This window comes from Pseudoalteromonas sp. SWN29 (genome assembly GCF_015864465.1).
Lineage (GTDB): Bacteria > Pseudomonadota > Gammaproteobacteria > Enterobacterales > Alteromonadaceae > Pseudoalteromonas.
The window spans coordinates 35,165-59,563 of sequence record NZ_JADYXE010000004.1 but is presented as its reverse complement, the minus strand read 5'-3'; the positions used below and the strand labels follow the sequence as shown (position 1 = coordinate 59,563).

The 24,399-nt window shown below is 40.1% G+C and carries 20 protein-coding genes; 11 read left to right on the top strand and 9 right to left on the bottom strand.

The genetic code is table 11. From position 1 onward, the window contains the following. Positions 1–212: 212 nt before the first annotated feature. The 6 genes from I6F53_RS02370 to I6F53_RS02345 all read left to right on the top strand — a co-directional run bounded on the left by I6F53_RS02370 (position 213) and on the right by I6F53_RS02345 (position 5,877). Positions 213–737 (top strand): sigma-70 family RNA polymerase sigma factor, encoded by a 525-nt coding sequence (locus I6F53_RS02370; protein WP_197238337.1) that lies wholly within the window; start codon positions 213–215, stop codon positions 735–737. Next, entirely contained in the window at positions 734–1,417 is a 684-nt protein-coding gene (locus tag I6F53_RS02365) for an anti-sigma factor (protein WP_165742202.1), read from the top strand. Before I6F53_RS02370 ends, I6F53_RS02365 begins: the two co-directional genes overlap by 4 nt. A gap of 158 nt (positions 1,418–1,575) precedes the next feature. Next, positions 1,576–3,168, top strand: a complete 1,593-nt coding sequence (locus I6F53_RS02360) for a DUF4331 domain-containing protein (RefSeq protein WP_197238336.1) — start codon at positions 1,576–1,578, stop codon at positions 3,166–3,168. A gap of 11 nt (positions 3,169–3,179) precedes the next feature. After that, positions 3,180–3,689, top strand: coding sequence for an Ig-like domain-containing protein (locus I6F53_RS02355; RefSeq protein ID WP_165728360.1), 510 nt, complete (start codon positions 3,180–3,182; stop codon positions 3,687–3,689). A gap of 53 nt (positions 3,690–3,742) precedes the next feature. Next, positions 3,743–4,768, top strand: a complete 1,026-nt coding sequence (locus I6F53_RS02350; RefSeq protein WP_165728361.1) for a hypothetical protein — start codon at positions 3,743–3,745, stop codon at positions 4,766–4,768. Then, positions 4,765–5,877: a HupE/UreJ family protein gene (locus I6F53_RS02345; protein WP_165740725.1), complete on the top strand. Its 1,113-nt coding sequence runs from the start codon at positions 4,765–4,767 to the stop codon at positions 5,875–5,877. Before I6F53_RS02350 ends, I6F53_RS02345 begins: the two co-directional genes overlap by 4 nt. A gap of 66 nt (positions 5,878–5,943) precedes the next feature. Here the strand turns inward: I6F53_RS02345 and I6F53_RS02340 are convergent, their stop codons facing one another. The 7 genes from I6F53_RS02340 to I6F53_RS02310 all read right to left on the bottom strand — a co-directional run bounded on the left by I6F53_RS02340 (position 5,944) and on the right by I6F53_RS02310 (position 16,067). After that, a complete protein-coding gene (locus I6F53_RS02340) occupies positions 5,944–6,570 on the bottom strand; it encodes a TetR/AcrR family transcriptional regulator (RefSeq protein ID WP_165728363.1) in 627 nt (208 codons plus the stop codon). A 97-nt stretch (positions 6,571–6,667) separates the two neighbouring features. Beyond that, entirely contained in the window at positions 6,668–8,086 is a 1,419-nt protein-coding gene (locus tag I6F53_RS02335; protein ID WP_197238335.1) for an efflux transporter outer membrane subunit, read from the bottom strand. Then, on the bottom strand, positions 8,083–11,217 hold the full coding sequence (locus I6F53_RS02330; protein ID WP_165728365.1) for an efflux RND transporter permease subunit: 3,135 nt from the start codon (positions 11,215–11,217) through the stop codon (positions 8,083–8,085). The genes I6F53_RS02335 and I6F53_RS02330 overlap by 4 nt, the downstream gene beginning before the upstream one ends. Positions 11,218–11,229: 12 nt before the next feature. Then, positions 11,230–12,399 carry an efflux RND transporter periplasmic adaptor subunit gene (locus I6F53_RS02325; protein ID WP_010553970.1) on the bottom strand — a complete coding sequence of 390 codons (1,170 nt, stop codon included), beginning with the start codon at positions 12,397–12,399 and terminating at the stop codon, positions 11,230–11,232. 289 nt (positions 12,400–12,688) lie between these two features. Beyond that, complete coding sequence (locus I6F53_RS02320) at positions 12,689–13,990, bottom strand: hemolysin family protein (protein ID WP_007582388.1); 1,302 nt, start codon at positions 13,988–13,990, stop codon at positions 12,689–12,691. Between the two features lie 148 nt (positions 13,991–14,138). Continuing rightward, positions 14,139–14,828, bottom strand: a complete 690-nt coding sequence (locus I6F53_RS02315) for a transporter substrate-binding domain-containing protein (protein ID WP_024591832.1) — start codon at positions 14,826–14,828, stop codon at positions 14,139–14,141. Positions 14,829–14,957: 129 nt separating this feature from the next. Further along, a complete protein-coding gene (locus I6F53_RS02310) occupies positions 14,958–16,067 on the bottom strand; it encodes an arginase family protein (RefSeq protein ID WP_007582386.1) in 1,110 nt (369 codons plus the stop codon). A 454-nt stretch (positions 16,068–16,521) separates the two neighbouring features. On the opposite strand from I6F53_RS02310, the gene udp reads away from it, so the two are divergent. Beyond that, a complete protein-coding gene (udp, locus tag I6F53_RS02305) occupies positions 16,522–17,277 on the top strand; it encodes a uridine phosphorylase (protein WP_007582384.1) in 756 nt (251 codons plus the stop codon). A 185-nt stretch (positions 17,278–17,462) separates the two neighbouring features. Here udp and cdd read toward each other — a convergent pair whose 3' ends face one another. Both cdd and ppc read right to left on the bottom strand, forming a co-directional pair. Continuing rightward, entirely contained in the window at positions 17,463–18,389 is a 927-nt protein-coding gene (gene cdd, locus I6F53_RS02300) for a cytidine deaminase (protein ID WP_197238334.1), read from the bottom strand. A gap of 160 nt (positions 18,390–18,549) precedes the next feature. Beyond that, positions 18,550–21,195, bottom strand: a complete 2,646-nt coding sequence (ppc, locus tag I6F53_RS02295; RefSeq protein ID WP_197238333.1) for a phosphoenolpyruvate carboxylase — start codon at positions 21,193–21,195, stop codon at positions 18,550–18,552. A 120-nt stretch (positions 21,196–21,315) separates the two neighbouring features. On the opposite strand from ppc, the gene I6F53_RS02290 reads away from it, so the two are divergent. From I6F53_RS02290 to I6F53_RS02275, 4 genes are all read left to right on the top strand, one after another. Next, entirely contained in the window at positions 21,316–21,714 is a 399-nt protein-coding gene (locus tag I6F53_RS02290) for a thiol-disulfide oxidoreductase DCC family protein (RefSeq protein WP_197238332.1), read from the top strand. Further along, complete coding sequence (locus I6F53_RS02285) at positions 21,711–22,433, top strand: SDR family NAD(P)-dependent oxidoreductase (protein ID WP_197209169.1); 723 nt, start codon at positions 21,711–21,713, stop codon at positions 22,431–22,433. Before I6F53_RS02290 ends, I6F53_RS02285 begins: the two co-directional genes overlap by 4 nt. Before the next feature lie 9 nt (positions 22,434–22,442). Then, on the top strand, positions 22,443–23,054 hold the full coding sequence (locus I6F53_RS02280; protein ID WP_165728372.1) for a flavin reductase family protein: 612 nt from the start codon (positions 22,443–22,445) through the stop codon (positions 23,052–23,054). A 73-nt stretch (positions 23,055–23,127) separates the two neighbouring features. Beyond that, the gene (locus I6F53_RS02275; protein WP_197238331.1) at positions 23,128–24,348 is read left to right on the top strand and encodes a M24 family metallopeptidase; all 1,221 of its coding nucleotides are present in this window, start codon (positions 23,128–23,130) and stop codon (positions 24,346–24,348) included. Positions 24,349–24,399 lie beyond the last annotated feature (51 nt).

The following is a 24,399-nucleotide window of genomic DNA, read 5'->3' as shown; positions in this document are numbered from 1 at the left end:
AATAATAAAATAAATTTAAGTGCAATCTGCTCTTTGTGCATTTTTTACAAACATGTGAATAAATTATACTTACACGTCTAAATTTCAAACACTGATCGGTTATTGCTTGTACTAACGTATAAAGCAGCTAATCTAAAAATCAATTAAATTTTTTGCATCCAAATCACACTCTCAACCGTTTTCTCAATGATAATAAGAAAAACAGGACCCCTATGGATAACGATGATTTACTCCCTCTTTTGTGCGCAACAGCACAAGGAGACAAAAATGCTTTCTCGAGTTTGTATCAACAAACTAGCGGCAAACTTTTTGCGATTAGTTTAAACATGCTCACAAATAGAGCACATGCTGAGGAAGCACTACAAGACGCTTTTATAAAAATTTGGCATAACGCATCTGAATATAACGCCTCTAAAGGCACCGTTATTAGTTGGATGATAAGTATAGTTAGGTATAGAAGTCTTGACTCACTGCGCTATCACAAAGTACGAAAAGAGCAGTCGTTAGGCGATGACGAATATGAAAATGAAAGTGTTGACGTTAATTACGATGAAGAAACGAAACTGGTTAATTGTATCGAACAACTTGAGCCGCAACAAAAACAAGCTATTCACTTAGCTTATTATAAGGGGCTGAGTCATAGCGAGCTAGTGGATCATATAGAGACGCCATTAGGTACAGTTAAAAGCTGGATCAGGCGTGGGCTTATGCAGCTACAAAGGTGTTTAACATTATGAATTATAATAAACCCGAACTATTAGACGCGCTTGCTGGGCAGTACGTGCTTGGCACACTTAGAGGGCTTGCCCGTAAGCGTTTTCAGCGTCTGTTACTTAACTCAAATCAAGCACGTGAAGCAACAAGTCTATGGGAGCAAAACCTAAACAACTTAGCGAGTGCTATTACACCGCAAACGCCACGTGACGATGTATGGGTAAATATACTACAGCGTATTGAAAACAGGCCACAAACAAGTAAAACAGTCATACATACCAAGCCTTCAATTTGGCGTACATGGTCTTTTGTGGCAACTGCTGCGTGTATTGTTTTAGCCTTTTTGGTTATTCAACCTAGTACCAATGTTATGCACACTCAACAAATTGCTTTGGTTCAAAATCAAGATAAACAATCATTGTGGTTTATTGATGTAAGCGAGCAAGGGCTCTCAATTAAAGCCAGTAGCCAATTGGTTGCCCAAACTAATAAAGATTATGAGTTGTGGATGATTTTAAAAGGGCAAGATGCACCTATTTCACTGGGTTTACTGCCCAAGCAAGGCAGTAAAATATTATTTAAAGATAACCGCTTTAACGCAAGTGATATCGCATTGTTAGCAGTGAGCTTAGAACCTATTGGTGGCTCACCAAATGGATCTCCTACTGAGGTACTATACACCACAGAGCTGGTACTTTTATAACCCTACTATTATGACTAAAGTTGGCTGTTTACTTAAAGCAGCCAACCTTCTTTAAAACTTTTTTAACAAAAAATAAAAATAATTTAACTTTTTTGCATCCAATTTAAATCCTGCCCCGTTATTAGCTATGACTTCAATCAAAACTAAAGGACAAAGTCATGAAAGCTTTAACTCCATCAATACTCGCAGTAGTAATATGTAGTACGTTTGTAAGTGCACCAAGTGAAGCATCAAGCCACAGAGAAGCGCCAAATATAAGCCGTTTCCCGACTTTAGATTCAACCGATTTTTATGTATTTAATAGTTACGAGCAAGGCCGTGGCGATTTTGTAACACTAATAGCTAACTACATCCCGCTACAAGACGCATACGGCGGCCCTAATTACTTTGCAATGGATCCGGATGCAACTTACAGCATTCATATCGATAACGATGGCGATGCTGTTGAAGATATTACATTTGCGTTTAACTTTAAAAGCATGCTCCCTAACGATAATCAAGGCGTGCAATTAACTGTTGGACCTGAAGGTAATCAGCGTACCGTGTCTGTACCGCTTAAAAATGTAGGCGGTGTATCTGCCGGTGATGACAGCGCTGCAAATTTTAGCGAATCATACACAATGAGTATGATTAGCGGCGCGCAGCGTACTGGCGAAACAACGCTACTAAACAACACAGCATCAAACTCAAGTACATTTTCTAAACCACTTGATTATGTGGGCAATAAAACATTTGGTTCAATGAGCGATTACCAAACTTACGCTGACCAATTTGTGTATCAGGTTTCAATTCCTAACTGTGAAAGCATGGCACAAGTTTTTGTAGGACAACGTAAAGACCCATTTGTAGTTAACCTAGGCAAAACATTTGATTTAGTTAACTATGTACCTGTAGAGGGTGATAGCGCCCCTGGTGCTGGTGACGGCGGTGGTTTTCCAGGTGGTATAACACAATCAGCTGATAACGACGACCTTGCAGATAAAAACGTAACATCAATCGCTATCGAAATACCTAAAAGCTGTATTGTTGGTGAAGGTAACGGCGTAATAGGTTCGTGGACAACAGCAAGCCTACCTCAAGCTCGCGTATTAAACCCTAATGCTAAATTTGCTAATAACGCCGTTAATGGTGGTGCTTTAACACAAGTTTCACGCTTGGGTAGCCCGCTTGTAAACGAGCTTGTAATTGGCATTAAAGACAAAGACACATTTTCCACTGCTCACCCTAAAGATGATGCACAATTTTTAGATTATGTATCTCATCCAGCACTACCAGAGTTATTAAACATTTTATTTAAAGATGCTGTTAATACGACCCTTGGCGCAAACTTAGAAACACTGGCACCCACAAACTTCCCGCGTACTGATTTAATCACTGCATTTTTAACAGGTTTTGCAGGCGTTAATCAACAAGCAACTGTAACACCTTCAGAAATGCTACGTTTAAATACAGGCATTGCAGCAACAGCGCAAGCTGATCAATCTGCATTTGGTGTAGCGGGTAATGATTTAGCCGGCTTCCCAAATGGTCGTCGCCCGGGTGATGATGTGGTTGATATTGCACTTCGTGTTGTGATGGGTCGTTTATGTCATCCTATTCCTGTAAATGGTGAAGACACTGATTTAGGACTTTGTGCACCAGAGGATGCTAATACAGGCACAGTGCCATTTACAGACGGCGCGCCTATTGATGCAACAATGATGGATTCATCATTCCCATACCTTGCAACACCGCTTGCTGGCTCTAAATAAGGAGTAAAATAATGCGTAATTTAAAAACTACCCATATTTGTGTTCTCCTCAGTGCATTAACATTGGGAGCATGTAGTAGCGATGACGATAAAAAACAACCTACACCGGTTGTAAACACAGCGCCTACCGCAAGTGATGCAATGCTAACTACACAAACTGAAGTAAGCATTACCGATATGCTTAGCGCAACCGACAATGATGGCGATTCGCTTACTTACTCGTTAACAAGTGAGCCAACTCTTGGAACTGTTACCGTTAATAGCGATGGTAACTTTACCTATACACCGCATAAAGAAGTGACAGGTTCAGATAGTTTTATGTTTGGTGTAAGTGATGGCGTTAATTCGCAAGTAACTGCAACAGTGAACATTACAATTGACGCACTACAAGTCGACTTTGCTCAATTTGCAACCGATGCATTTAATCAAGCCCCAAATGCAGAGCCGTTAACTGTTAACGGTCGGGTGTTTACAAACACCGATACCGATGTTGATGGATTAATTTCAACAAACGGTAACTAACCAAGTAATTAAGCTGACAGGCCATGGATGGCTTTTTTCAAAGGATATTTATAATGCATTTATCAATTTTTAAGTCCGTCGCATTTATTACTTTCTGCCTAACACCCATTGCGTTAAGCGCTGCGCCTTTTACCCCAAAAGATGATGCAGTTATTGCCAAAAGTAATTCAACGCTTAGTGCTTCTCTGTCTGTTGAGGAAATAAATACATTAGTCACTAACAGCCAATATGCAGGCCAAACAGAGCGCTTACAGGGGCTACTTAAAACCCGTTTAGCCCAGCTATATAAACAAACACCCTCATCTCAAATTGGTTACTTATATGCTCGCGTTTTACAAAAAGAGCACCTTTTTGACGAAGCTATTGATATTGCTAACAACGTTTTGATTGGAGAGCCAAAACATAGTAATAGCCATTTATTGCTAGCCAATATATTTATGACTCAAGGTAAGTTCGCACAAGCAAAAAAACACTGCGTAGCCTTAATTGGGCAAGTAAGCACTATTACTGCTAGCACCTGTGTACTCGATGTACAAAGCCAACATGAAAGCGTTTTAGACAGCTACCAAGCATTAGTAAAAATTATAAATAATAATCAAACTAGCCTAGCTACAAACCATGTTTTAAGTGAAATGAGCTACCGTTTAAATAACTACAAACAAGCGTTGTCTCACTTACAAAGTGTAGATTTAGTTCAAGCCCCTGTGAGCCTTATTGTTTTATGGGCCGATATTCAAATTGCTCTAAATCAACCACAACAAGTATTAAATACATTAAGCGTACTGCTACCTGATAAAAGTAATTTAGAGGATGCTATTTTGTTAAGACTTTCAATCGCAGAAAAAAAACTAAATAAACGCGATAAAAAATGGCAAAATACAATGGCGCAAAGAGTTACACTACGAGAGCTTCGCAAAGATTCTTTTCATGCAAGTGACTTAGCTAAATATTACCTTGATGTACAACCAAATCGCGAAAAAGCACTTTACTGGGCTCATATTAATTGGCAACAGGCTAAAATGAGCACCGATGAGCAATTACTTACTCAAGCAAAAGCGATGCAACGAGACACACTATGAAAACGCCTTATCTATTTATACTCACTTTAATGCTGTGCATTTTTTCAACTTACAGCTTTGCCCATCAATTAAGTACAAGTTATATAACCTTAAATAGCGAGAACAATAACGACACCAACAAAAACCAATACACGGGTACCTGGCAAATTAATATAGCCGACTTAGAGCACGCAGTGCCTCTGGATTTAGACAAAAATGGGCAAATTTCGTGGGCAGAAATAAAAGCAAAACGCAGCTCAATTAATAACTTCATTGAAGAAAATTTAAATATCACGCAAAACGCGCAATCATGCCCTTTAAAAAGTGAAGGTATCTATCAGCTAGATAACCATTTTAACCAGCCTTATTTGGTTATTCCGCTGCTGTTTAGCTGTGATGACAATGAAGCAATCTCCCTTTCCTATTCCGCTTTTTTTAAAACCGATGCCAATCATAAATCCATCGTAAATATAAACGGTGTATCTCGTGTATTTAATATCAACGAGGCACAACAAACGTTCAGCTTTGAGCAAACAAGTTATTTAAGTACGTTTAATCAATACGTGTATCAGGGTGTTTTACATATTTGGATTGGTATTGATCATATTTTATTTTTAATCGCCCTGTTACTTACCTGTGTTTTAAAACGCAGCGATAAAGCATGGCAAGGTATTAGCTCTAAAAAACAAATTATTAAACACACAGCATGGATAGTAACCGCGTTTACGCTTGCGCACTCTATTACGCTTACCGGCACCGCTATGAACCTTGTATCACCAAATAGCCGCTGGGTAGAACTTGGAATTGCTATATCGGTTTTATTTGCAGCATTAAATAATGTGTGGCCGTTGGTACTTCGTTTAGGTTGGCTTACTTTTGCTTTTGGTTTACTACATGGGATGGGATTTGCGAGCGTACTTGGCGAACTTGGCTTGTCGAGCGACTATCAACTGCTTAGCATTTTAGCGTTTAATTTAGGCGTCGAAATCGGCCAACTTAGTATCTTACTAGTAGCCTTACCAATACTCATTTATGTACGACACTACACTTGGTATAAAAAGTGGTTAATGCCAATGGGCTCCGTTGCTATCGCAATCATTGCACTTCAGTGGTCAATCGAGCGCTTTTAAATAGACTAAAATAAAAAAGCTAGCCAAAATATTGGCTAGCTTACTTTTGGTTATTTATTTTGAGCGTTACTGCGCTTCATCAAATGGCATCAGTAATGTTTTCATTGCAGGGCGAAGTGCTATTAGTACCGTTTCTTCGGTTAGCTCAGGGTAAAGTAACTTTCTGAGTAATAACCCCGCCATCATCGAAAAAATAACATTAATTCGGCTTTCAAGTTCAAGTTCATCAATATCTTTTAGCGCACTTCGCTCACTTGTTAAAAGCTGTCTCATGCGATCTCTTGCCTGAACATCAGTTTCGCGTAAAAGTGTTGCCACTTTAACATTTCGACCTGCTTCAGCCATCATGTCTAAATCAATAACACACGATCCCGTGTCCATGTGCCTTTGCACACCAATGTTTAAGCCATCAATGAGCGCTTGAAGTACATCACCAGGATGATCTTCAAACTGTTGGAAGATAGAAAACATCTCTTCCATGTCTTTTTCAATAATGCTTTCTATAATTGCTTCTTTACTTTCAAAGTAATTATAAATATGGCCTGCACTCATCCCTGCCGTTTTAGATATTTCAGCCATGCCTGCACCGTGGTAACCTTTTCGGTGAAAACACTCTGCAGCAGCTGTTAGTATTTGTTCGCGCCTAGCTTGCGCTATCGCGGGATCTGTTTGCCTTCTTGCTTTAGGCTTCATGTTCAACTCCACTACTAAGTCTTAAACTCAGTAAAGCGAGCACTATAAATAGCCTCGCTGTATCATTAAAATGCAGCTCGCCAGCGAGCTGCTAATATTACTGCTCTTCCTGAGTTGTTTTGTCGCTCGTATTCCATCCGCCACCAAGCGCTTTGTACAAGTTAATTTGGCTTGCAAGATACGCTTGCTGACCCGAAATTAACTGTTGCTGTGCGCCGTACCATGTACGCTGAGCATCAAGTACTTGCAAGTAGCTATCTGCGCCTTTTTCGTAACGCATTTTTGATAAATCAAATGTGATTTGTCGGCTACTTATAAGCATATCAAGTGCACTTAATTGCTCTTGGTAACCTTCTCTATCAGCAAGAGCATCGGCAACTTCGCGAAACGCATTTTGAATTTTTTGCTGATAAGTAGCCACTGCAATTTCTTGATCAGCTTTTGCTACATCAAGATTTGCTTGGTTACGTCCCATATTAAAAATAGGTAAGCTAATTGACGGCACAAAACTCCATGTACCCGAGCCTGAATCAAACAAGCCACTTAAATCACTTGAAGCAGACCCGGCATTGGCTGTTAAGCTAATACTTGGATAAAACGCCGCACGTGCAATACCAATATTGGCATTTGCAGCAAGCATTAAATGCTCAGCGGCTTTAATATCAGGGCGTTGCGATAACAGGTCAGACGGTAAACCGACCGGCACTTCTGGCATACTGATCAAGTTAGTCAGGTCTTTACTAGGCAGTAAATCAGCTGAAACAGATTTACCCACTAATAAATCTAGGGCACTTTTATCACGCTTTAACAAACGTTTGTACGTTGCTATGTCTACTTTTGCTGTAGCAACTGTACTTCTAAGCTGCTCAAGGGTAATCGAAGACGTCGCACCTAAATCAAAGCTTTTTTGCGTAAGCGATAATGATTCTTGCTGAGAGGTGAGCGTTTCTTTTGCAAGCTCTAGCAGTTGTAAGTCCGTCGCGTAACTAAGCCACGCATTTGCCAACTCTGAAATTAAAGACACCTGCGTACTGTATTGGCTAAGCTCTGTAGAGTATAAATTTTGGAGTGCTTGCGCTGATTGATTGCGTACTTTGCCCCAAATATCTAACTCGTAAGACGTAATGCCCACTGTTGCACTGTATTGTGAGCTAATAGCTGCATCGCCAGTACCTGATAAGTCAGCCGGTAAACGCTGGCGCGTACCAGATGCGTTTAAATCAAGCGACGGATACAAAGCAGAGTCTTCAATTTGATACAAACCACGAACACGCTGCACATTAAGCACTGCAATTTGCATGTCTTTATTGTGCTCAAGGCTTTGACTAATTAACGTTTGTAGTTTTTCATCATTAAAAAACTGCTGCCAATTTAATTGCTGCGCAGCGCTTTGCTCAGTACCTGATGCATAAGCATCAGATACTGGTAGAGCAAGGTCTTTTTGCTCTGGCGCTAATTGACAACCACTTAGCACCAATAAAGTAATTGCACTTAGGCTGAATGTTTTAATACTCATTCTGCACTCTCCTTCGTTGTCTCTTTAGCTTTACCTGGGAATACACGGCGAACTAAAACAAAGAATAAAGGTACAAAAACAACAACTAATATTGATGATGCAAGTGTGCCACCAATAATCGAAATACCTAGCGCATTTTGCGCACCAGAGCCCGCGCTTGAGGCGATTGCTAGTGGGATTACACCACAAATAAACGCCATTGAAGTCATTAAAATTGGACGTAAACGAAGGCGTACCGCAGCAACTGCAGCATCAACAAGCCCTAGTCCTTCATCCATTTTATGAATCGCAAACTCTACAATCAGTATCGCATTTTTAGATGCCAAACCAATGGTGGTCAACAAGCCTACCTGCAAGTAAATATCGTTTGATAAACCACCGCCTAGCGCTGCCATAATTGCACCAAATATACCCAGTGGCACAATCATCATTACCGCAAACGGTACCGACCAACTTTCATAAAGTGCAGCTAAACATAAAAATACAAACAATAGCGATAAGCCATATAGTAAAGGTGCTTGACCACTACTTGAGCGCTCTTGGAATGAAATACCGGTCCACTCAGACGAAATACCATTAGGTAATTGTTTAACTAAACGCTCCATTTCATCCATTGCTTGGCCTGTACTGTAACCCGGCGCTGCGCTACCTTGAATTTCCATTGCTGAAAAACCATTGTAACGCTCTAAACGTGGCGAACCATACGTCCAGTAAGCACTAGCGAACGCTGAAAACGGCACCATATCGCCATTATCATTGCGCACATACCACTTATTTAGATCCTCAGGCACCATGCGCGATTGTGCATCACCTTGCATATACACTTTTTTAACTCGACCACGGTCAATAAAGTCATTCACATAACTACTACCCCATGCTGTCGAAAGTGTACTGTTAATATCGTTTTGCGACACACCAAGCGCTTCGGCTTTTGCCAAATCTGTATCAAGTTGTAGTTCTGGCATATCTTCTTGTCCATTTGGACGTACGCCCGCTAAAATTGGACTTTGGCTTGCTAAACCTAATAACTGATTTCGTGCCGCCAAAAGTGCGTCATGGCCAAGGCCTACACGGTCTTGTAAGAAAATATTGAAGCCATTAGCAGTACCCAGTTCAACAATTGCAGGTGGCGGGAATGCAAACACAAACGCTTCTTTTATCGTTGAAAAGTAGCCCATCGCTTTACCTGCAACACCTTGAACAGATAACTCGTCACGTTGACGCTCATCCCAATGTTTAAGGTTAACAAAGGCAATTGCTGAGTTTTGGCCAGAGCCTGCAAAACTAAAACCAGTAACGGTAAAAATACCATTCACAGCTTCAGATTGATCGTTTAAAAAGTGATTTTCTACCTTTTTAACAACCTCAAGCGTTTGCTGTGTTGTAGAGCCTGCTGGCAGTGAAACTTGGTTAAACAAAATACCTTGGTCTTCGTCAGGTAAAAATGCCGTTGGCAAGCTTGAGAATACATAAACCATACCGCCCACAATCACACCATAAATAAGTAAGTAGCGTTTAGAGTGCGTAAGCATACGGCCTACAAAGCTTTGTGCACCTGAATTTGTTTTATCAAAACCACGGTTAAAGCCTGTAAAAAATCGGCCAAATAACGTCTCATTGTTATGTACATGGCTTGGTTTTAAAAGCGTTGCACACAATGCAGGCGTTAAAATAAGAGCAACTAAAACAGATAACCCCATCGCCGATACCAGTGTTATAGAAAACTGACGATAAATAATACCGGTAGAGCCACTAAAGAATGCCATTGGGATAAATACCGCAGAAAGCACCATGGCAATACCTACCAGCGCGCCTTTAATTTCATCCATCGATTTACGCGTAGCTTCAAGTGCCGAGAGTTTTTCCTCGGTCATTAAGCGCTCAACGTTTTCTACCACAACGATTGCGTCATCTACCAATAAGCCTATGGCAAGTACCATCGCAAACATCGTTAGCGTATTTATTGAATAACCAAAGGTGTACAAAATACCAAACGTACCTAGTAAAACCACTGGCACTGCTATTGTTGGTATAAGTGTTGCCCTAAAGTTTTGTAGGAACAAATACATAACTACAAAAACAAGTACAACAGCTTCAATTAAGGTATGAATAACTTTTTCGATAGATAACGATACAAACGGCGTTGTGTCGTAAGGTATAACAGCATCTAACCCTTCAGGGAAAAACGGTTTTAGCTCTTCAATTGCTTTTTTAACTCCAGCGGCAGTATCAAGTGCATTAGCACCACTGGCTAGTTTAATACCTAAGCCTGATGCTGGTTGTCCATCGTAACGAGCAACAACGCGGTAACTTTCACCGCCAAGCTCTACTCTAGCAACGTCCTCTAGACGTACAAAAGAGCCATCTGGATTGGTTTTAACCAATATTTGTTCAAATTGCTCTGGCGTTTGTAATCGACTTTGAGCCGTTACTGTTGCATTAAGTTGCTGACCATCAACGGCAGGCATACCGCCAAGTTGACCGGCAGATACTTGTGCATTTTGCGCACTAATTGATGCACTAATATCAGCAGGTGTCAGCTTATAATTTTGTAACTTTGAAGGGTCTAACCAAATACGCATCGCGTACTGAGAACCAAACAGCTGCACTTCACCTACGCCTTCAACACGTGAGACAATATCTTGCACGTTTGATGAAACATAATCGCCAATATCAATATTGGTCATGCTGCCATCTTTAGACACAAAAGCATAAACCATTAAAAAGTTACGCGCTGACTTTGCAACTACAACACCTTGCCTTTGAACGGCTTCTGGTAATAGTGGAGTCGCTGTTGCTAGTTTATTTTGCACTTGGACTTGTGCAATATCAGGGTCAGTTTCAGCGCTAAACGAAAGTGTAAGCGTAGCAGAACCACTCGACTCAGACGTAGATGACATATAAAGCAGGCCATCAAGTCCTTTCATTTTTTGCTCAATAACTTGCGTTACCGTATCTTCAAGTGTACGTGCAGATGCACCAGGGTACGTTGCAGTAATACTCACTGCAGGTGGTGCAATTGAAGGATACTGCGAAATAGGTAAACTCCTAATTGCCAAAATACCTGCAAGCATCACTACAATAGCGAGTACCCAAGCAAATATCGGTCTATCGATAAAAAATCGTGACATTAAAACTCTCCGTTATTGCGCTTGATCGGCTTTAGTAGACGATTGAATTTCAGATGGATTCACTGGTGCACCAGGGCGGATTTTTTGTAAACCTTCAACTATTAATTTATCGCCATCCATTAAGCCATCAGTAACAAGCCAATCAGAACCAATCGTTCTATCTACTTTTAATACGCGGCTTTCTACTGTGTTATCTTTGCTGACAACCATTGCTGTTGGTTCGCCTTTTGAATTACGGCTAACACCACGTTGCGGAGCTAAAATAGCACCCGCCTTAACACCTTCCACAATAGAAGCTCGGGCATACATGCCTGGCAGTAATAATTTTTCTGGATTTGAAAATTTAGCACGTAGTATTACTGAGCCAGTACTTGGATCAACTGTCACTTCAGAAAACTGCAATGTGCCTTTATGAGGATAAACAGAACCATCTTCCATAATAAGTTCAACGTCAGTTTGGCTAGTCGAATCAACACTTAGAGCACCTGATGATATTGCTTTTTTAAGTTTGGTAAGCTCATTACTTGATTGTGTTAAATCGATATAAATTGGATCTAACTGAGTCACTGTAGCAAGTGCAGTACTTTGATTGGCACTTACTAATGCACCAACTGTTACGCTTGATTTACTAATTTGACCACTAATTGGTGACGACACATGGCTGTAATCAAGGTTAATTTGCGCCGATTTTAACTGCGCTTTAGCCGTTAATAATTCTGCTTTTGCTTGTTTGTATGCAGCATCTGCTTCATCAAAGTCTTGCTGACTTACCGCTTTTATTTTTAAAAGCTCGCTAAAGCGAGATGCTTTAGCTTTACTACTTGAAATACTCGCCTGAGCACGTGCAACACTTGCTTCACTTGCTGCTAAGTCTGCTTCAAATGTCGCAGGGTCTATTTGGTACAGAGCCTGGCCTTGTTTAACCTCTTTACCTTCTACAAATAAACGAGATTGCACAATACCACTTACTTGTGGGCGAATTTCAGCAATTTGAAATGCACTGATACGACCAGGAAGTTCTTTTTTGAGAGTAAGCGCTTGGCTTTTTAATGTAAGTACACCCACTGGTACAGCTTTAGGAGCTGAAGCTTGTGACTGCTCAGCAGCCTGATCGCAACCAGTTAAAGCAACAGAACCGACGAGGGCTGACAATACAAATAAAGCGATGCGGGAACGCTGCATGTTAAATACCTTTTAGTTTAGAGTGAACGATCATTCTAAATTAAAACGCGCTGATAATGAATCTTAATTAGAAGAAATTTACACAAACTTACACTCCTCAGTACAATATACGTCTTAGGTTGCATTTAATGTTAATTAGATGAAAATAGAATCAAGACTGTATGAAAATAAAACAACTTAACATATTGAAATAATATCTCATTTTAGAAACGAAGTTTTTAACAGACACAAAAAAGCCAAGCAAATACAGCTTGGCTATTTATATAAAAACTAAAGCGCACACCTTATTTTAAAGGATATTAGCACTCTGCGGGTTAATAACCCTTGAAACTAACAACTGCTCTACCCTAATTCCTTCTACATCAACAACTTCAAACTTAAAGCCTGAAAAAGTTAAATGCTCCGCGCGTTTAGGTATTCGCTTCATATTGTAAATTAAAAAGCCAGCGACCGTTTCATAGTGCATCTGATCAGGAAATTCTTCTATATCAAGTACTTTTGCTAAATCGGTAATTGGGGTTAAGCCATCTACAAGCCATGAATTTTTATCGCGTTCTATGATTAATTCGTCGCCTTGATGAGTGATTAAATCACCCATAAACCCTTTCATTAAATCTTTTACCGTTACAATACCAACCGAAAGCGCATATTCGTTTACGACAACAGCAAATGGTTTTGCTGCACTTTTAAACGCATTTAAAGCTTCAGATAAGCTTAATGTTTCGGGTAAGTAAAAAACATCTTTATCAATGAGATCATCGTTTATATTGGCAGCTTCGCCTTTTAGTACTTGTCGTAAAATATCTTTAGATTCAACAGAGCCATGCAACTTATCTAAATTTCCTGACACCACTAAAAAGTGGTTATGAGGATGGTCAATAATTTTAGTCGCAATATCATGGCTAGATTCGTTTAAATCAAAATATACAATTTGGTCACGTGGCGTCATCACGCTTGATAAAAATCGTGCTTCTAGGTCAAACACATTGCCAATTAATTCATACTCTTGCTTTTGCAAACTACCATATGCAGCACCTGCTTCCATCATGGCAACAATGTCCTCAGTTGTCACATTGTCTTCTCGCTCAGCGGGCACTTTAAATAAGCGCAACACAAAGTTAGTGACACCATTAAAAAACATCACCAGCGGGGTTAATGCAAAGGTAACCCAGCGCATTATTGTAACCACTCTAACAGCGACCGCTTCTGGCATGATCATCGCTAAACGCTTTGGCATTAAATCGGCGAATAATATAAACAAGGATGTAATAGTAAAAAATGAGAATAAAAAGCTAATTTTTTCTAAATGCGCACCTTGATAAAACAATACCAACACACTTTCAACATAAGGCGATAAGGCCTGCTCGCCCACAATACCACCCAATATCGCTATCGCGTTGAGTGCTATTTGGATCATGGCAAAAAAAGCCCCTGGATTTTCTTGTAGCTTTAGTACCGCTGCTGCCTTTATATTCCCTTCATCTGCCATTACTCGCAGTTTTATTTTACGCGACGCTGCAATTGCTATTTCTGACATAGCAAACAACGCACTGATCAAGATCAATAAGCTAATCCCGATTAAATCACCCATTTAACGCTCCAAAAAGTTAGTGCTTTTTTAAACAAAAAGCAGCTGGATTATAATCGGTTTTTTAAATGCGGCAATTTATATTTATAAAATATATTAAAGTAATTTAATTTCATGAGGTTACATTGATTAAACTGTTTTTTTAAACTGTTTAATTGCCTTTAAAGGCGACTTTTAATTGAACAACTAAGGCCGGATCCATATTTATATTACAAGCAAAAAATAATGGAGATTGGGCTGTATTTAGATTTAGTAATGGCTCGAGTAGCTCAAGCCTAGGCTCAGTTTTTATTCGATAGCTAAATTGCTTTTTGCTAAGAACAACAAAATCAAGAATATCGTGACGAGTGCTTATGAGTTTATCTATTTTATCTAGGCTATCGATGAGTAATAAATGCTTGTTCTCACTAAAGCCCCTCTCAAGCAAATAGTGATGACTAAAGTTATCACGCAGTACTGCTATTTTATATTTTTTAGCATCATTGAGAGTATTTAACTTTATACCTCTAGATTTTAGACCATAAATAGCAGAATCAAAGCTTTCCAGTTCACCTACCCAGTTAAACTTACTTTCTCTATTAGGTAGTCGAACAATTGAAAATATACAGGTGTTTTTATCGCGTAGCGCTGCATTGTAAGATATGGCCCAACTATGCGCCAACATAGTGTATTTTATACCAGTGCCTTCTAGCGCTTTATGAACTTTATCGACAGAACGGCCAACGAGTTTATTATCTTCATTGAGATACTGAAAGTCCGGAAATACTTCCGTTACTATTGTAATTTCAGTTGCATCAACTTTAATACAGCTAATGAACAATAAAAAGATCAATAATTTCATTCAGCAAGGCCTCAACTAACTCATTATAAGTATTTAATAAATATAGCTGAGGCTTTATGAACTGCTAGTTTTTAGTCATGCAATGTACACTTATACGCTGATAGTGCTAGTATTTATAGCTCATACAGCTTACTTGTTCATCGCACTAATTAAAAAGGCTGAAATTTTAGCGCCTTCTCTAAGTGTCGTTTCAGAGCTTGATTGACCCACTAAAGAGCTGTCGGTAAATGGCGCTATTTCCATCATATCCGCACCCGTAATCGGAAACTCATCCGCAATGGCTGATAAAATATCAAGCGCATGCTGTGGTGTTAAACCATTATGTTCTGGCGTACCTGTGGCAGATGCAAACTCTGCATCAAGCGCATCAATATCAAAGCTTACGTATACTTCATCAACGTTATCGGCTTTTAACTGTGCAATAGCGTCGGCAGCAACTGCTGCTGCGCCGCGCTCAATGATTTCATGTGCCCAATGTTGCTTAACGCCAAAGGTACTTTCCCAGTGTGCTTTAGGCTTACCACTTGAGCGTATACCAAATTGTATTAAATGATGTGGTGCCGGTAAAAACTCTAAAATATGTGTACACCAAGAGCCAAAACATAAATCTATGCCTAGCCGCTCAACAAGTAAATCTGTATGCGCGTCAAAGTGAATAATAGCGGTACGCTTACCTTGCTCACGTTTTGCTTTTAAGTACGCTTTGGTAAGTGGGTAACTAATTGAGTGATCGCCACCAATACCAAATATCCCTTTATCTTTAAATGTTGCGTAAAAACTGTCGCATACATCCTCAGTGATTGATAATGGGCTTACGTAGTAGTCGTTATCTTCATTACCGTATAGGGCTTTTTGGCAATTAGAAATGGTTGCATCATTTAGGTATTTATCATGAAGTAAATGTGGGATTACACGTACATCGCCTAAATCAAACGAGTGACACTGCGGTTGCTGATCAATTAAAGCTGAGCGCACAAACAGTGGCCCCCAGTTTGCTCCGCGTAAAATACCACCGCCACAGTCTGAGCTAATACCTAACATAACGGCTTTATGTGGAGAATTTGGTAATTCATTTAAAGACTCGCGCCACAAATTATCAACGTTTTCAGTTTGTCCATAAAGTTTATTACGCAGTGCGGCTTTGCGCTCTTTTGCAGTATTTACTGTGTATACGCCATCACCAGGTGCGCACAAACAGTGCTCAACTTTGTTTTTAAATGCTTCAAATTGTGTGCTCATAATAAACTCCTTCGATTTTTATTCTGTACGTAGCTAATTACTTTTGATTAGTTATGCAAAATCACCAAAAGTGCCTAAACTTCAAATAAATTCCACTTTGCTAAATAAGTCTGTGCCTAATATAAATAAACACGCTATCTTTTACGTGCTTAATACAAATTTAAGCCATTGAATTAATTTAATATTAATGAACATTTACCATAAACTATTTAATTGTAGTTACGCGCTTGGTTGATACTTATTATGTCTGCTTGAACATGTCAACAGCACAACAAGGCTACTTGTATAAGCACTTGATTGAATATTCATAGTTGATGAATAAATCAAATTAATCCTCAAAATTATTAAGACTTAATTGGAGGAGTTAAGGTAAAACGGACAATCGTCCTGTACTTGATAAACGTTTCTAGCAATGATGCTAGATTGACACAATTTATTATAAAAAGGCTTAGCTATGGAAAAGGTATTTCACTTAGGACTATGTATTGACGATCTTAAAGGTGCAAAACTTGCGATTGTACCGGGCGATCCAGATCGTGCTGCACGCATTTCACAATTCCTAGACAACCCAACTTGCCTTGCTCAAACTCGTGAGTTTCATGTTTACTTAGGTCAACTAAACGGCCATTCGGTGGTTGTTTGTTCCACGGGTATTGGTGGTCCATCTACGTCGATTGCAGTAGAAGAATTAGCACAACTTGGCGTGCGTAAATTTTTACGTATTGGTACAACAGGTGCGATTCAGCCACATATCAACGAAGGCGAAATTTTAATTAGCCAAGCGTCTGTACGTTTAGACGGTGCAAGCCAGCATTTTGCTCCTCTTAGCTACCCTGCTGTGTCTGACTTTTATGCAACACAAGCTATGGTACAAGCATGTAAAAACTTAAATATCGATTTTCATATTGGTATTACTGCATCAAGCGATACATTTTATCCAGGACAAGAGCGTTACGATACGCATTCTGGTTACGTTCCTAAATCACTACAAGGTAGCTGCGAAGAGTGGCAAAAACTGGGCGTGATGAACTACGAAATGGAATCAGCAACATTATTCACTATGTGTGCAGCCCTTGGTTTACAAGCAGCATGTGTAGCAGGCGTACTTGTTAATCGTACTCGCCAAGAAATACCAAATGTTGACCATGGTGAAATTGAGCGTAAATCTGTAGCGGTAGTATTAGAAGCGGCTAAAGTATTACTTGATTAATACGGATTCTATTCTTAATGGGCTATTATAACGATAAGAAAATGGCTCAGTAACAAGGCAAAAATTATGAAGTATAGTTGTCTTATATGAATAATTTTTAACGCAGTTAGTGAGTTATTTAATTCGATAGAATGGCGCATTTTAATAAAGCACAGCTTTGCCTGTGCTTTATTGTTTTTAAGAGGTTATTTTAGCTGAGCGCTAATTACTTCTATTGCCGGTAAATTTTTAAAACTTGCAAGTACAGCACGTGCTACACCCGCTTGGTTTTCATGGCCTGCGGTTTCTAAAAGTGTAATACCTTTTACCGTCTGCTCATCAAAGCTAAGCCCTGCGATAAATAATTGGCTAAGTGCACTTTGCAGTGGCGACAAGCTTGGGCTGTACGCTGCGTTTTCTGCGTAACTTCCGTAAAAATCGCCATTTTCAAATGTACTAATTTTTACTGCACTAAAGTTTTTACTATAGGGTACGTATGCGTTTAATGCTGTACTTGCTAGTTTTTCATCTAGTTGATCATTTGCAAATACTTGCTGGTGAGGCTCTGGATTAAACAAGCTAAACGCGTTACCTAAATCAGTCGGCCCAAACGAGTACGGCAGTAATTCTGCCAACTTAAAGTGTTGCTCTGGCAATAAAATATCAAACTCTTTCGCATCAGCGAGTTCGTTCATAAACTGGCGGCAATATCCACACGGTGCATCGCTAATCGCTATTTTAACTATTTTTTTGGCGCCGTTTAACCATGCGTTATTTATAGCCGATTGCTCTGCATGAACCACTAAACTCAATGCTTGATGATCAAATTCTACATTTGCACCAAAGTAAAAGTTTACCTCATCGTTTTCATCAAGTGCTTTAACAATTGCGCCTACATGAAAATCTGATATCGGCGCAACAGCATACTCAGAAGCCAAAGGTACTAAACCTTGTAATAATGCATCATCAGACACATTGAGTTGTGCACATAACTGCTTAATATTATTAGAATTTAATATGCCACGTTGTGATTTTAATTGACTACGTAATGACGCTGTTTGCGCTACGTTTAATGTGATGTGATAATTTGTAAGTGCTGTATCTTGCTGTACAGTAAAAGTTGCTGAAGCCATAACATTTTTTAATTATTCAATGGCTAAGTAGTTTAAAAGGTTAAGCCGCTAATTGCTAGGTTATTAAACGCAAAAAAAGGGAGCACATCGCGTGCTCCCTTTAATTTTAACTGATATACCCAACAAAATAATTAATTGGTATACCTAACAAAATAACATGTTAGCCGGTATTACGCATACCTGCTGCAATACCTGTCATCGTGATCATTAATGCATTATCAATGTCACCTTCGTTGCGTTTTTCCTCTGAGCGAGCACGACGTAAAAGCTCAACCTGTAGTAAGTTAAGTGGATCGGTGTACGGGTTACGTAAGTTAATCGATTCCTTAATCCATGGCTGTTCAGCTAGTAAGCTTTTTTGTGGGCTAAGTGATTGCACTAGGCTAATAGCTTCTTGTAGCTCTTTACGAAGCGTTACACCCAATGGTTTGTACATATCTTCCACCAGCGCATTATCGTAATGCTCACTCAACCAACAATCGGCTTTACTAAATACCATTTCTAGCATTTCTAGGCGCGATCTAAAAAACGGCCACTGTAAGCTCATTTCATTTAGTGTAGCGGCGCCGTATTTATCAAGCGCAGCCTTTAAGCCAGTTAACGCACCTAACCATGCAGGAAGCATTAAACGGTTTTGGCTCCACGCAAAAATCCACGGAATAGCACGTAGGCTTTCAACGCCACCATTAGGATTACGTTTTGCAGGACGCGAGCCAAGCGGTAACTTAGACAGTTCAAGCTCAGGTGTTGCCATTCTAAAGTAAGGCACAAAGTTTTCATCGTGACGAACTACGTTACGGTAGTGCTCACACGACTCTTCACTTATTAGCTTCATTACCTCGCGCCATTCTGGCTTTGGCTCCGGCGGCGGTAGTAAGTTACTTTGCAGAACTGCGCCTGCGTAAATATTTAAGCTTTGCAGTGCTACATCGGGTAAACCAAATTTAAAGCGGATCATCTCGCCCTGTTCGGTTACACGCAAACCCCCTTTTAACGAACCTGGCGGTTGTGAATGCAGCGCTTGCGCCGCAGGTGCACCACCACGTCCTACTGTACCACCACGTCCGTGGAATAAAACAAGCTCAATACCACGTGCATCAGCAAGCTGTACTAGCTTATCCATTGCTTCGTATTGCGCCCAACCTGCTGCCATCATGCCAGCATCTTTAGCTGAATCAGAGTAACCAATCATTACGTTTTGGGTGTTTTTAATGTGCCCGCGATACCAAACATTATCAAGCAATGTGGTAATTACATCACTGCCTGCGTTTAAATCGTCGAGTGTTTCAAACAACGGTGCTACTGGTAAATCAAAGCTACAGCCGCTTTCTTTTAGCAATAGTTGTACTGCTAAAATGTCTGACGCTGTTCGTGCCATCGAAATAATATACAAACCAAATGTTGCTTCGTCTTGCTTGGCAATTACATCAAAGGTATCAAGTACTTCTTGTACATCAGGGCTTGGTTGCCAATGTTTTGGAATAAGCGGTCTGCGCGAGTTAAGCTCTGCAAGTAAAAATGCTTGTTTGTCTTGCTCTTGCCATTGGTTGTAGTCGCCTAAACCTAAATAACGAGTCAGTTCTGAAAACACATCGCCGTGGCGAGATGAATCTTGGCGCACATCAAGTTTGGCTAAACGCAAACCAAAGCTATTTATACGGTGCAGTAAATCAAGTAATAAGCCATCCGCAACTACTTTCATATTACACTTTAATAACGAGCGATAGCACACTTCAACTGGGTGCTTAAGCTGATTAATATTAGTAATTAAATCTTGTGAATCGCTGCGCTTATTTTTAATTTTAGCACCTAAGTGCGCCACTGTTTCTGCAACCTGATTTTTAAGCTTTTTGATTACTGCTCTATATGGTTCAAACTCTTGCCCTGCAAGGTCAACAAGCTCATCACTGGCATCTGACATAGAGAGTTCAGCGCACAACGTTTTTAAATCTTGAATGTATAAGTTAAGTGCCATCCAACGACCATGATCAAGCACTTCTTTTGTTACCTGCGATGTTACAAACGGATTACCATCACGGTCTCCACCCATCCACGATGTAAACTCAATTGGGCTGTAATCTATTGGTAACTCTAAGCTCAACTGGTCTTTAACATTCGCTGAAAATTCACGTAAAAAGCGCGGAACCGCATGCCACAGGCTATTTTCTATTACTGCATAGCCCCATTTGGCTTCATCAACTGGCGTTGGGCGAGAGCGACGAATATCGTCGGTATGCCAAGCTTGGCTAATCAGTTGTTCAATACGATTTAAAATATTGTCCCGCTCTTGCACTAAGTTATCTTTTCGCTCTAATGACGCTAAGCAATCACTTAGTTCAACGTGTTTGTTAATAATAGTACGGCGCGTAACCTCGGTTGGGTGAGCAGTCAATACTAAGTTTATGTGGAGTTTTGAGAGTGTTTCGGCCAAATGATTACTGTCTAACTGGCCTTGTTCTGCTTTTGTAGCTAACGTTTTTAATGTTTGAGTGAGAGGGTTTTGTTGGCCAAGGCCAACGTCATTAAAACGCGAAACGGTATGAAATTGCTCTGCTACATTAGCAAGGTTTAAAAAATGATTAAATGAACGGGCAACCGGTAAAAGCTCTTCATCACTAAGCGCATGTAAAACATCTATTAGCGCTTGTCTGTCGTCTTCGTTACCACTGCGAGATGATTTTGATAAAGCACGAATTTCTTCCACTTTATCTAAAATCGCTTGACCTTGGGCATCTTTGATTGTTTGTCCTAGTAGTTGCCCTAGTAAATTTACATTACCTCGCAAGGCGGCGTATTGTTCACTCATTTATCAATCTCCATTTTTTCGTAGGACACTATTAATATCATCATGAAGAGATATTTAATAGATCCATTTGCAATGTCTTGTCGTAAAAAAGTATATATAAAATAATCACAAAGTATTCACATGATCATTTTTTACGATGGTAACTACCCTCTTTGTAGCACCGAAATGCAGCAACTAAAACACGCTGATAACAAAAACTTAATTACGCTTGAAGATCTTAACGCGAGCGACTTCAGCGAGCGCTACCCGTATATTGATAAAGACAAAGCAATGAACTACCTTCAAGCTCAAAAGCAATCAGGTGAAATGATTTATGGGCTTGATGTAACTTACGAAGCATGGAAAATAGTGGGTAAACACGGCTGGTTGAAAATTTTTCGCTTGCCAATAATTCGCTTTTTCGCTGACTGCGGATACCTATTATTTGCTAAGTATCGGCACCCCATCAGTCGCTTTTTAATGCCAAATACTCAGTGCAGTAATGGCCAATGTGGACTAAAAGCAAAAGGTGATAAATGAAAACTATTGTTTTATTCGGCGCAAGCAGTGCCATAGCAAATGCATATATAGAACATCTACAAATAAACACGCCTACTCATCAGATCGTTTGTATTAGTTCAAAAAGTATTGAATCTGGCTCAAGTGTTGTCCACCTGCATACTGACTACACAAAACAAAGTTTAGCGCGCGTTACTAATTACCTAAAAGAGCAAAATGCCGATATACAACAAGTTATTATATTCAATGGTACACTGCACAACGAAACCCATATGCCTGAAAAAAAGATGGAGGATTTAGACGCTGAGTATTTTAGCCAACTTCTAAATTCAAACACCCTAACTCCCCTACTTTGCTTGCAGAGTATTTTGCCGCTGTTAACCCACAAAACGCAGTGTACTATTACTGCATTAAGTGCGCGCGTAGGCAGCATAAACGACAATAAATTAGGTGGTTGGTATACTTACCGCGCATCTAAGGCGGCGCTTAACATGCTATTTAAAACCGCTGCTATAGAGCTTGCTCGTCGTGCTAAAAATACCAAACTCATTCTGTTTCACCCTGGCACTACCGATACAGCACTTTCAAAGCCCTTTCAAAAGAATGTACCTGAAGGCAAATTATTTACCCCTGAATTTGTAGCCAAGCAACTTTTTGAATTAACAAACAATAACCCTGATTTAAAACTAGACGGTGAACCTGCTTATTTAGATTGGCAAGGCTCTACAATACCGTGGTAAGGACTTTTAATGCATTTTACTAAAGCGCAAATAGACGCACTGGAAAAACATACCCGTACTCATTTAATTAATTCTCTTTCGGGTTTTAAAAGCGCTAATTTAATTGGTACGCAAGACTTACTTGGCAATACCAATCTATCTATTGTCAGCTCCGTTATTCACTTGGGTGCTAACCCACCGTTAGTCGCCATGATTATGCGCCCTCACAGTGTGCCGCGTCATACGTTTGAAAATATTTTACAAACGGGCACTTACACCATAAACCAAGTGAATAAGTCAATTTATAAGCAAGCTCATCAAACTTCAGCCCGTTACGATAAAGACGAGTCTGAGTTTGACGCTACAGGTTTAACACCTGAGTACTTAAACGACTTTGCAGCGCCCTTTGTACAAGAAAGCCGTTTAAAGTACTCGGTTAAATTTGTAGAAAACCAACATTTAGCCATCAATGGTACTGAGCTTGTCATTGGCGAAATTATGGATGTATATGTAGATAAAGCAGCACTACAAAGTGATGGCTTTTTAGATTTACAAGCAATAGAAACAGTGGCTGTAACCGGGCTTGATAGCTACCACACAAGTAATAAATTAATGCGCCTGCCTTATGCAAAAAAACCTTAGCGTGCATGTTATCTCATAAAATTGAATTCCCTTTTCACATTGCGCACAATGCCTAAAAACCAAGGAGAAAAACATGACCACCATAGGTATAGGTACACAATCAAGCGAGCAAGCGCTGGCAAGCTTAAGTAATATGACGCAAACGCTAACCCCTATTGCTGCTGACGAACATTTAGAGCGCATAGCCAAGGCGCAAGCTTATATGCTAGCAAACAACATAGATGCAATTTATTTAAACGCTGGTACCAACCTAACCTACTTTACAGGCATGAAATGGTACGCGAGCGAGCGTATGGTTGGCGCAATATTACCCGCCCTTGGTGACGTGCAATACATTGCGCCGTACTTTGAGATTGGCTCATTAAACGGGTTTAAAGTAATAGATGGGCCTATCCATGGGTGGCAAGAGCACGAAAATCCTTACGCACTTTTTGTAGAAGTGCTAAAAAAACTAAACATTAATGAAAACGCAACCATTGGCATTGATGAAAGCGCGCAATTTTTTATATTCGACGGTATTAATAAAGCGCAAACGGGTTTAACACTCATAAATGCACAACCCGTAACGGCGCATTGCCGCATGCATAAATCAGTTCACGAGCTTAGCTTAATGCAGCGCGCTATGGATATGACCTTAGCCGTGCATCAAGCCACAGCAAGCATGCTTTATGAGGGAATAACCACCACCGAAGTAGAAGCTTTTATAAAGCAAGCACACCAAAAAGTAGGCGCGCCAGGTAACTATTTTTGTATTGTTTTATTTGGTGTAGCAACGTCTTTCCCGCATGGTGTTAAAGACGCCCAAGTACTTAAAAAAGGCGATATGGTATTAATTGATACCGGCTGTAAAGTACACGATTACCTATCGGATATAACCCGTACTTATGTATTTGGCGAACCAACAATGCGCCAACGCATGTTTTGGGATCATGAAAAAGCAGCGCAAATGGCTGCGTTTAATGCCGCTAAAATTGGCGCTACCTGCGAAGACGTAGACGCTGGCGCACGTAACTATTTAGCCGCGCAAGGGCTCGGGCCGCAGTATCAAACACCGGGTTGCCCACATAGAACGGGCCACGGTATTGGGCTAGATATTCACGAATGGCCATACTTAGTTGGCGGTGATAAAACCCCACTTGCCCCTGGCATGTGCTTTAGTAACGAGCCAATGTTAGTTATACCCGATGAATTTGGCGTACGTTTAGAAGATCATTTTTACATGACCGACAACGGCCCTCATTGGTTTACAGAGCCTAGCCACAGCATCGATGACCCATTTGGGCTTAACGCCTAAAACTGATTACCTTCAAGAGCAGCTGTTTAGCTGCTCTTTTTAGTTTGAGGA

Bases quoted from the DNA above. Each gene is read 5' to 3' on its own strand.
- I6F53_RS02370 (WP_197238337.1), top strand. From the start codon at position 213: ATGGATAACGATGATTTACTCCCTCTTTTGTGCGCAACAGCACAAGGA.
- I6F53_RS02365 (WP_165742202.1), top strand. From the start codon at position 734: ATGAATTATAATAAACCCGAACTATTAGACGCGCTTGCTGGGCAGTAC.
- I6F53_RS02360 (WP_197238336.1), top strand. From the start codon at position 1,576: ATGAAAGCTTTAACTCCATCAATACTCGCAGTAGTAATATGTAGTACG.
- I6F53_RS02355 (WP_165728360.1), top strand. From the start codon at position 3,180: ATGCGTAATTTAAAAACTACCCATATTTGTGTTCTCCTCAGTGCATTA.
- I6F53_RS02350 (WP_165728361.1), top strand. From the start codon at position 3,743: ATGCATTTATCAATTTTTAAGTCCGTCGCATTTATTACTTTCTGCCTA.
- I6F53_RS02345 (WP_165740725.1), top strand. From the start codon at position 4,765: ATGAAAACGCCTTATCTATTTATACTCACTTTAATGCTGTGCATTTTT.
- I6F53_RS02340 (WP_165728363.1), bottom strand. From the start codon at position 6,570: ATGAAGCCTAAAGCAAGAAGGCAAACAGATCCCGCGATAGCGCAAGCT.
- I6F53_RS02335 (WP_197238335.1), bottom strand. From the start codon at position 8,086: ATGAGTATTAAAACATTCAGCCTAAGTGCAATTACTTTATTGGTGCTA.
- I6F53_RS02330 (WP_165728365.1), bottom strand. From the start codon at position 11,217: ATGTCACGATTTTTTATCGATAGACCGATATTTGCTTGGGTACTCGCT.
- I6F53_RS02325 (WP_010553970.1), bottom strand. From the start codon at position 12,399: ATGCAGCGTTCCCGCATCGCTTTATTTGTATTGTCAGCCCTCGTCGGT.
- I6F53_RS02320 (WP_007582388.1), bottom strand. From the start codon at position 13,990: ATGGGTGATTTAATCGGGATTAGCTTATTGATCTTGATCAGTGCGTTG.
- I6F53_RS02315 (WP_024591832.1), bottom strand. From the start codon at position 14,828: ATGAAATTATTGATCTTTTTATTGTTCATTAGCTGTATTAAAGTTGAT.
- I6F53_RS02310 (WP_007582386.1), bottom strand. From the start codon at position 16,067: ATGAGCACACAATTTGAAGCATTTAAAAACAAAGTTGAGCACTGTTTG.
- udp (WP_007582384.1), top strand. From the start codon at position 16,522: ATGGAAAAGGTATTTCACTTAGGACTATGTATTGACGATCTTAAAGGT.
- cdd (WP_197238334.1), bottom strand. From the start codon at position 18,389: ATGGCTTCAGCAACTTTTACTGTACAGCAAGATACAGCACTTACAAAT.
- ppc (WP_197238333.1), bottom strand. From the start codon at position 21,195: ATGAGTGAACAATACGCCGCCTTGCGAGGTAATGTAAATTTACTAGGG.
- I6F53_RS02290 (WP_197238332.1), top strand. From the start codon at position 21,316: ATGATCATTTTTTACGATGGTAACTACCCTCTTTGTAGCACCGAAATG.
- I6F53_RS02285 (WP_197209169.1), top strand. From the start codon at position 21,711: ATGAAAACTATTGTTTTATTCGGCGCAAGCAGTGCCATAGCAAATGCA.
- I6F53_RS02280 (WP_165728372.1), top strand. From the start codon at position 22,443: ATGCATTTTACTAAAGCGCAAATAGACGCACTGGAAAAACATACCCGT.
- I6F53_RS02275 (WP_197238331.1), top strand. From the start codon at position 23,128: ATGACCACCATAGGTATAGGTACACAATCAAGCGAGCAAGCGCTGGCA.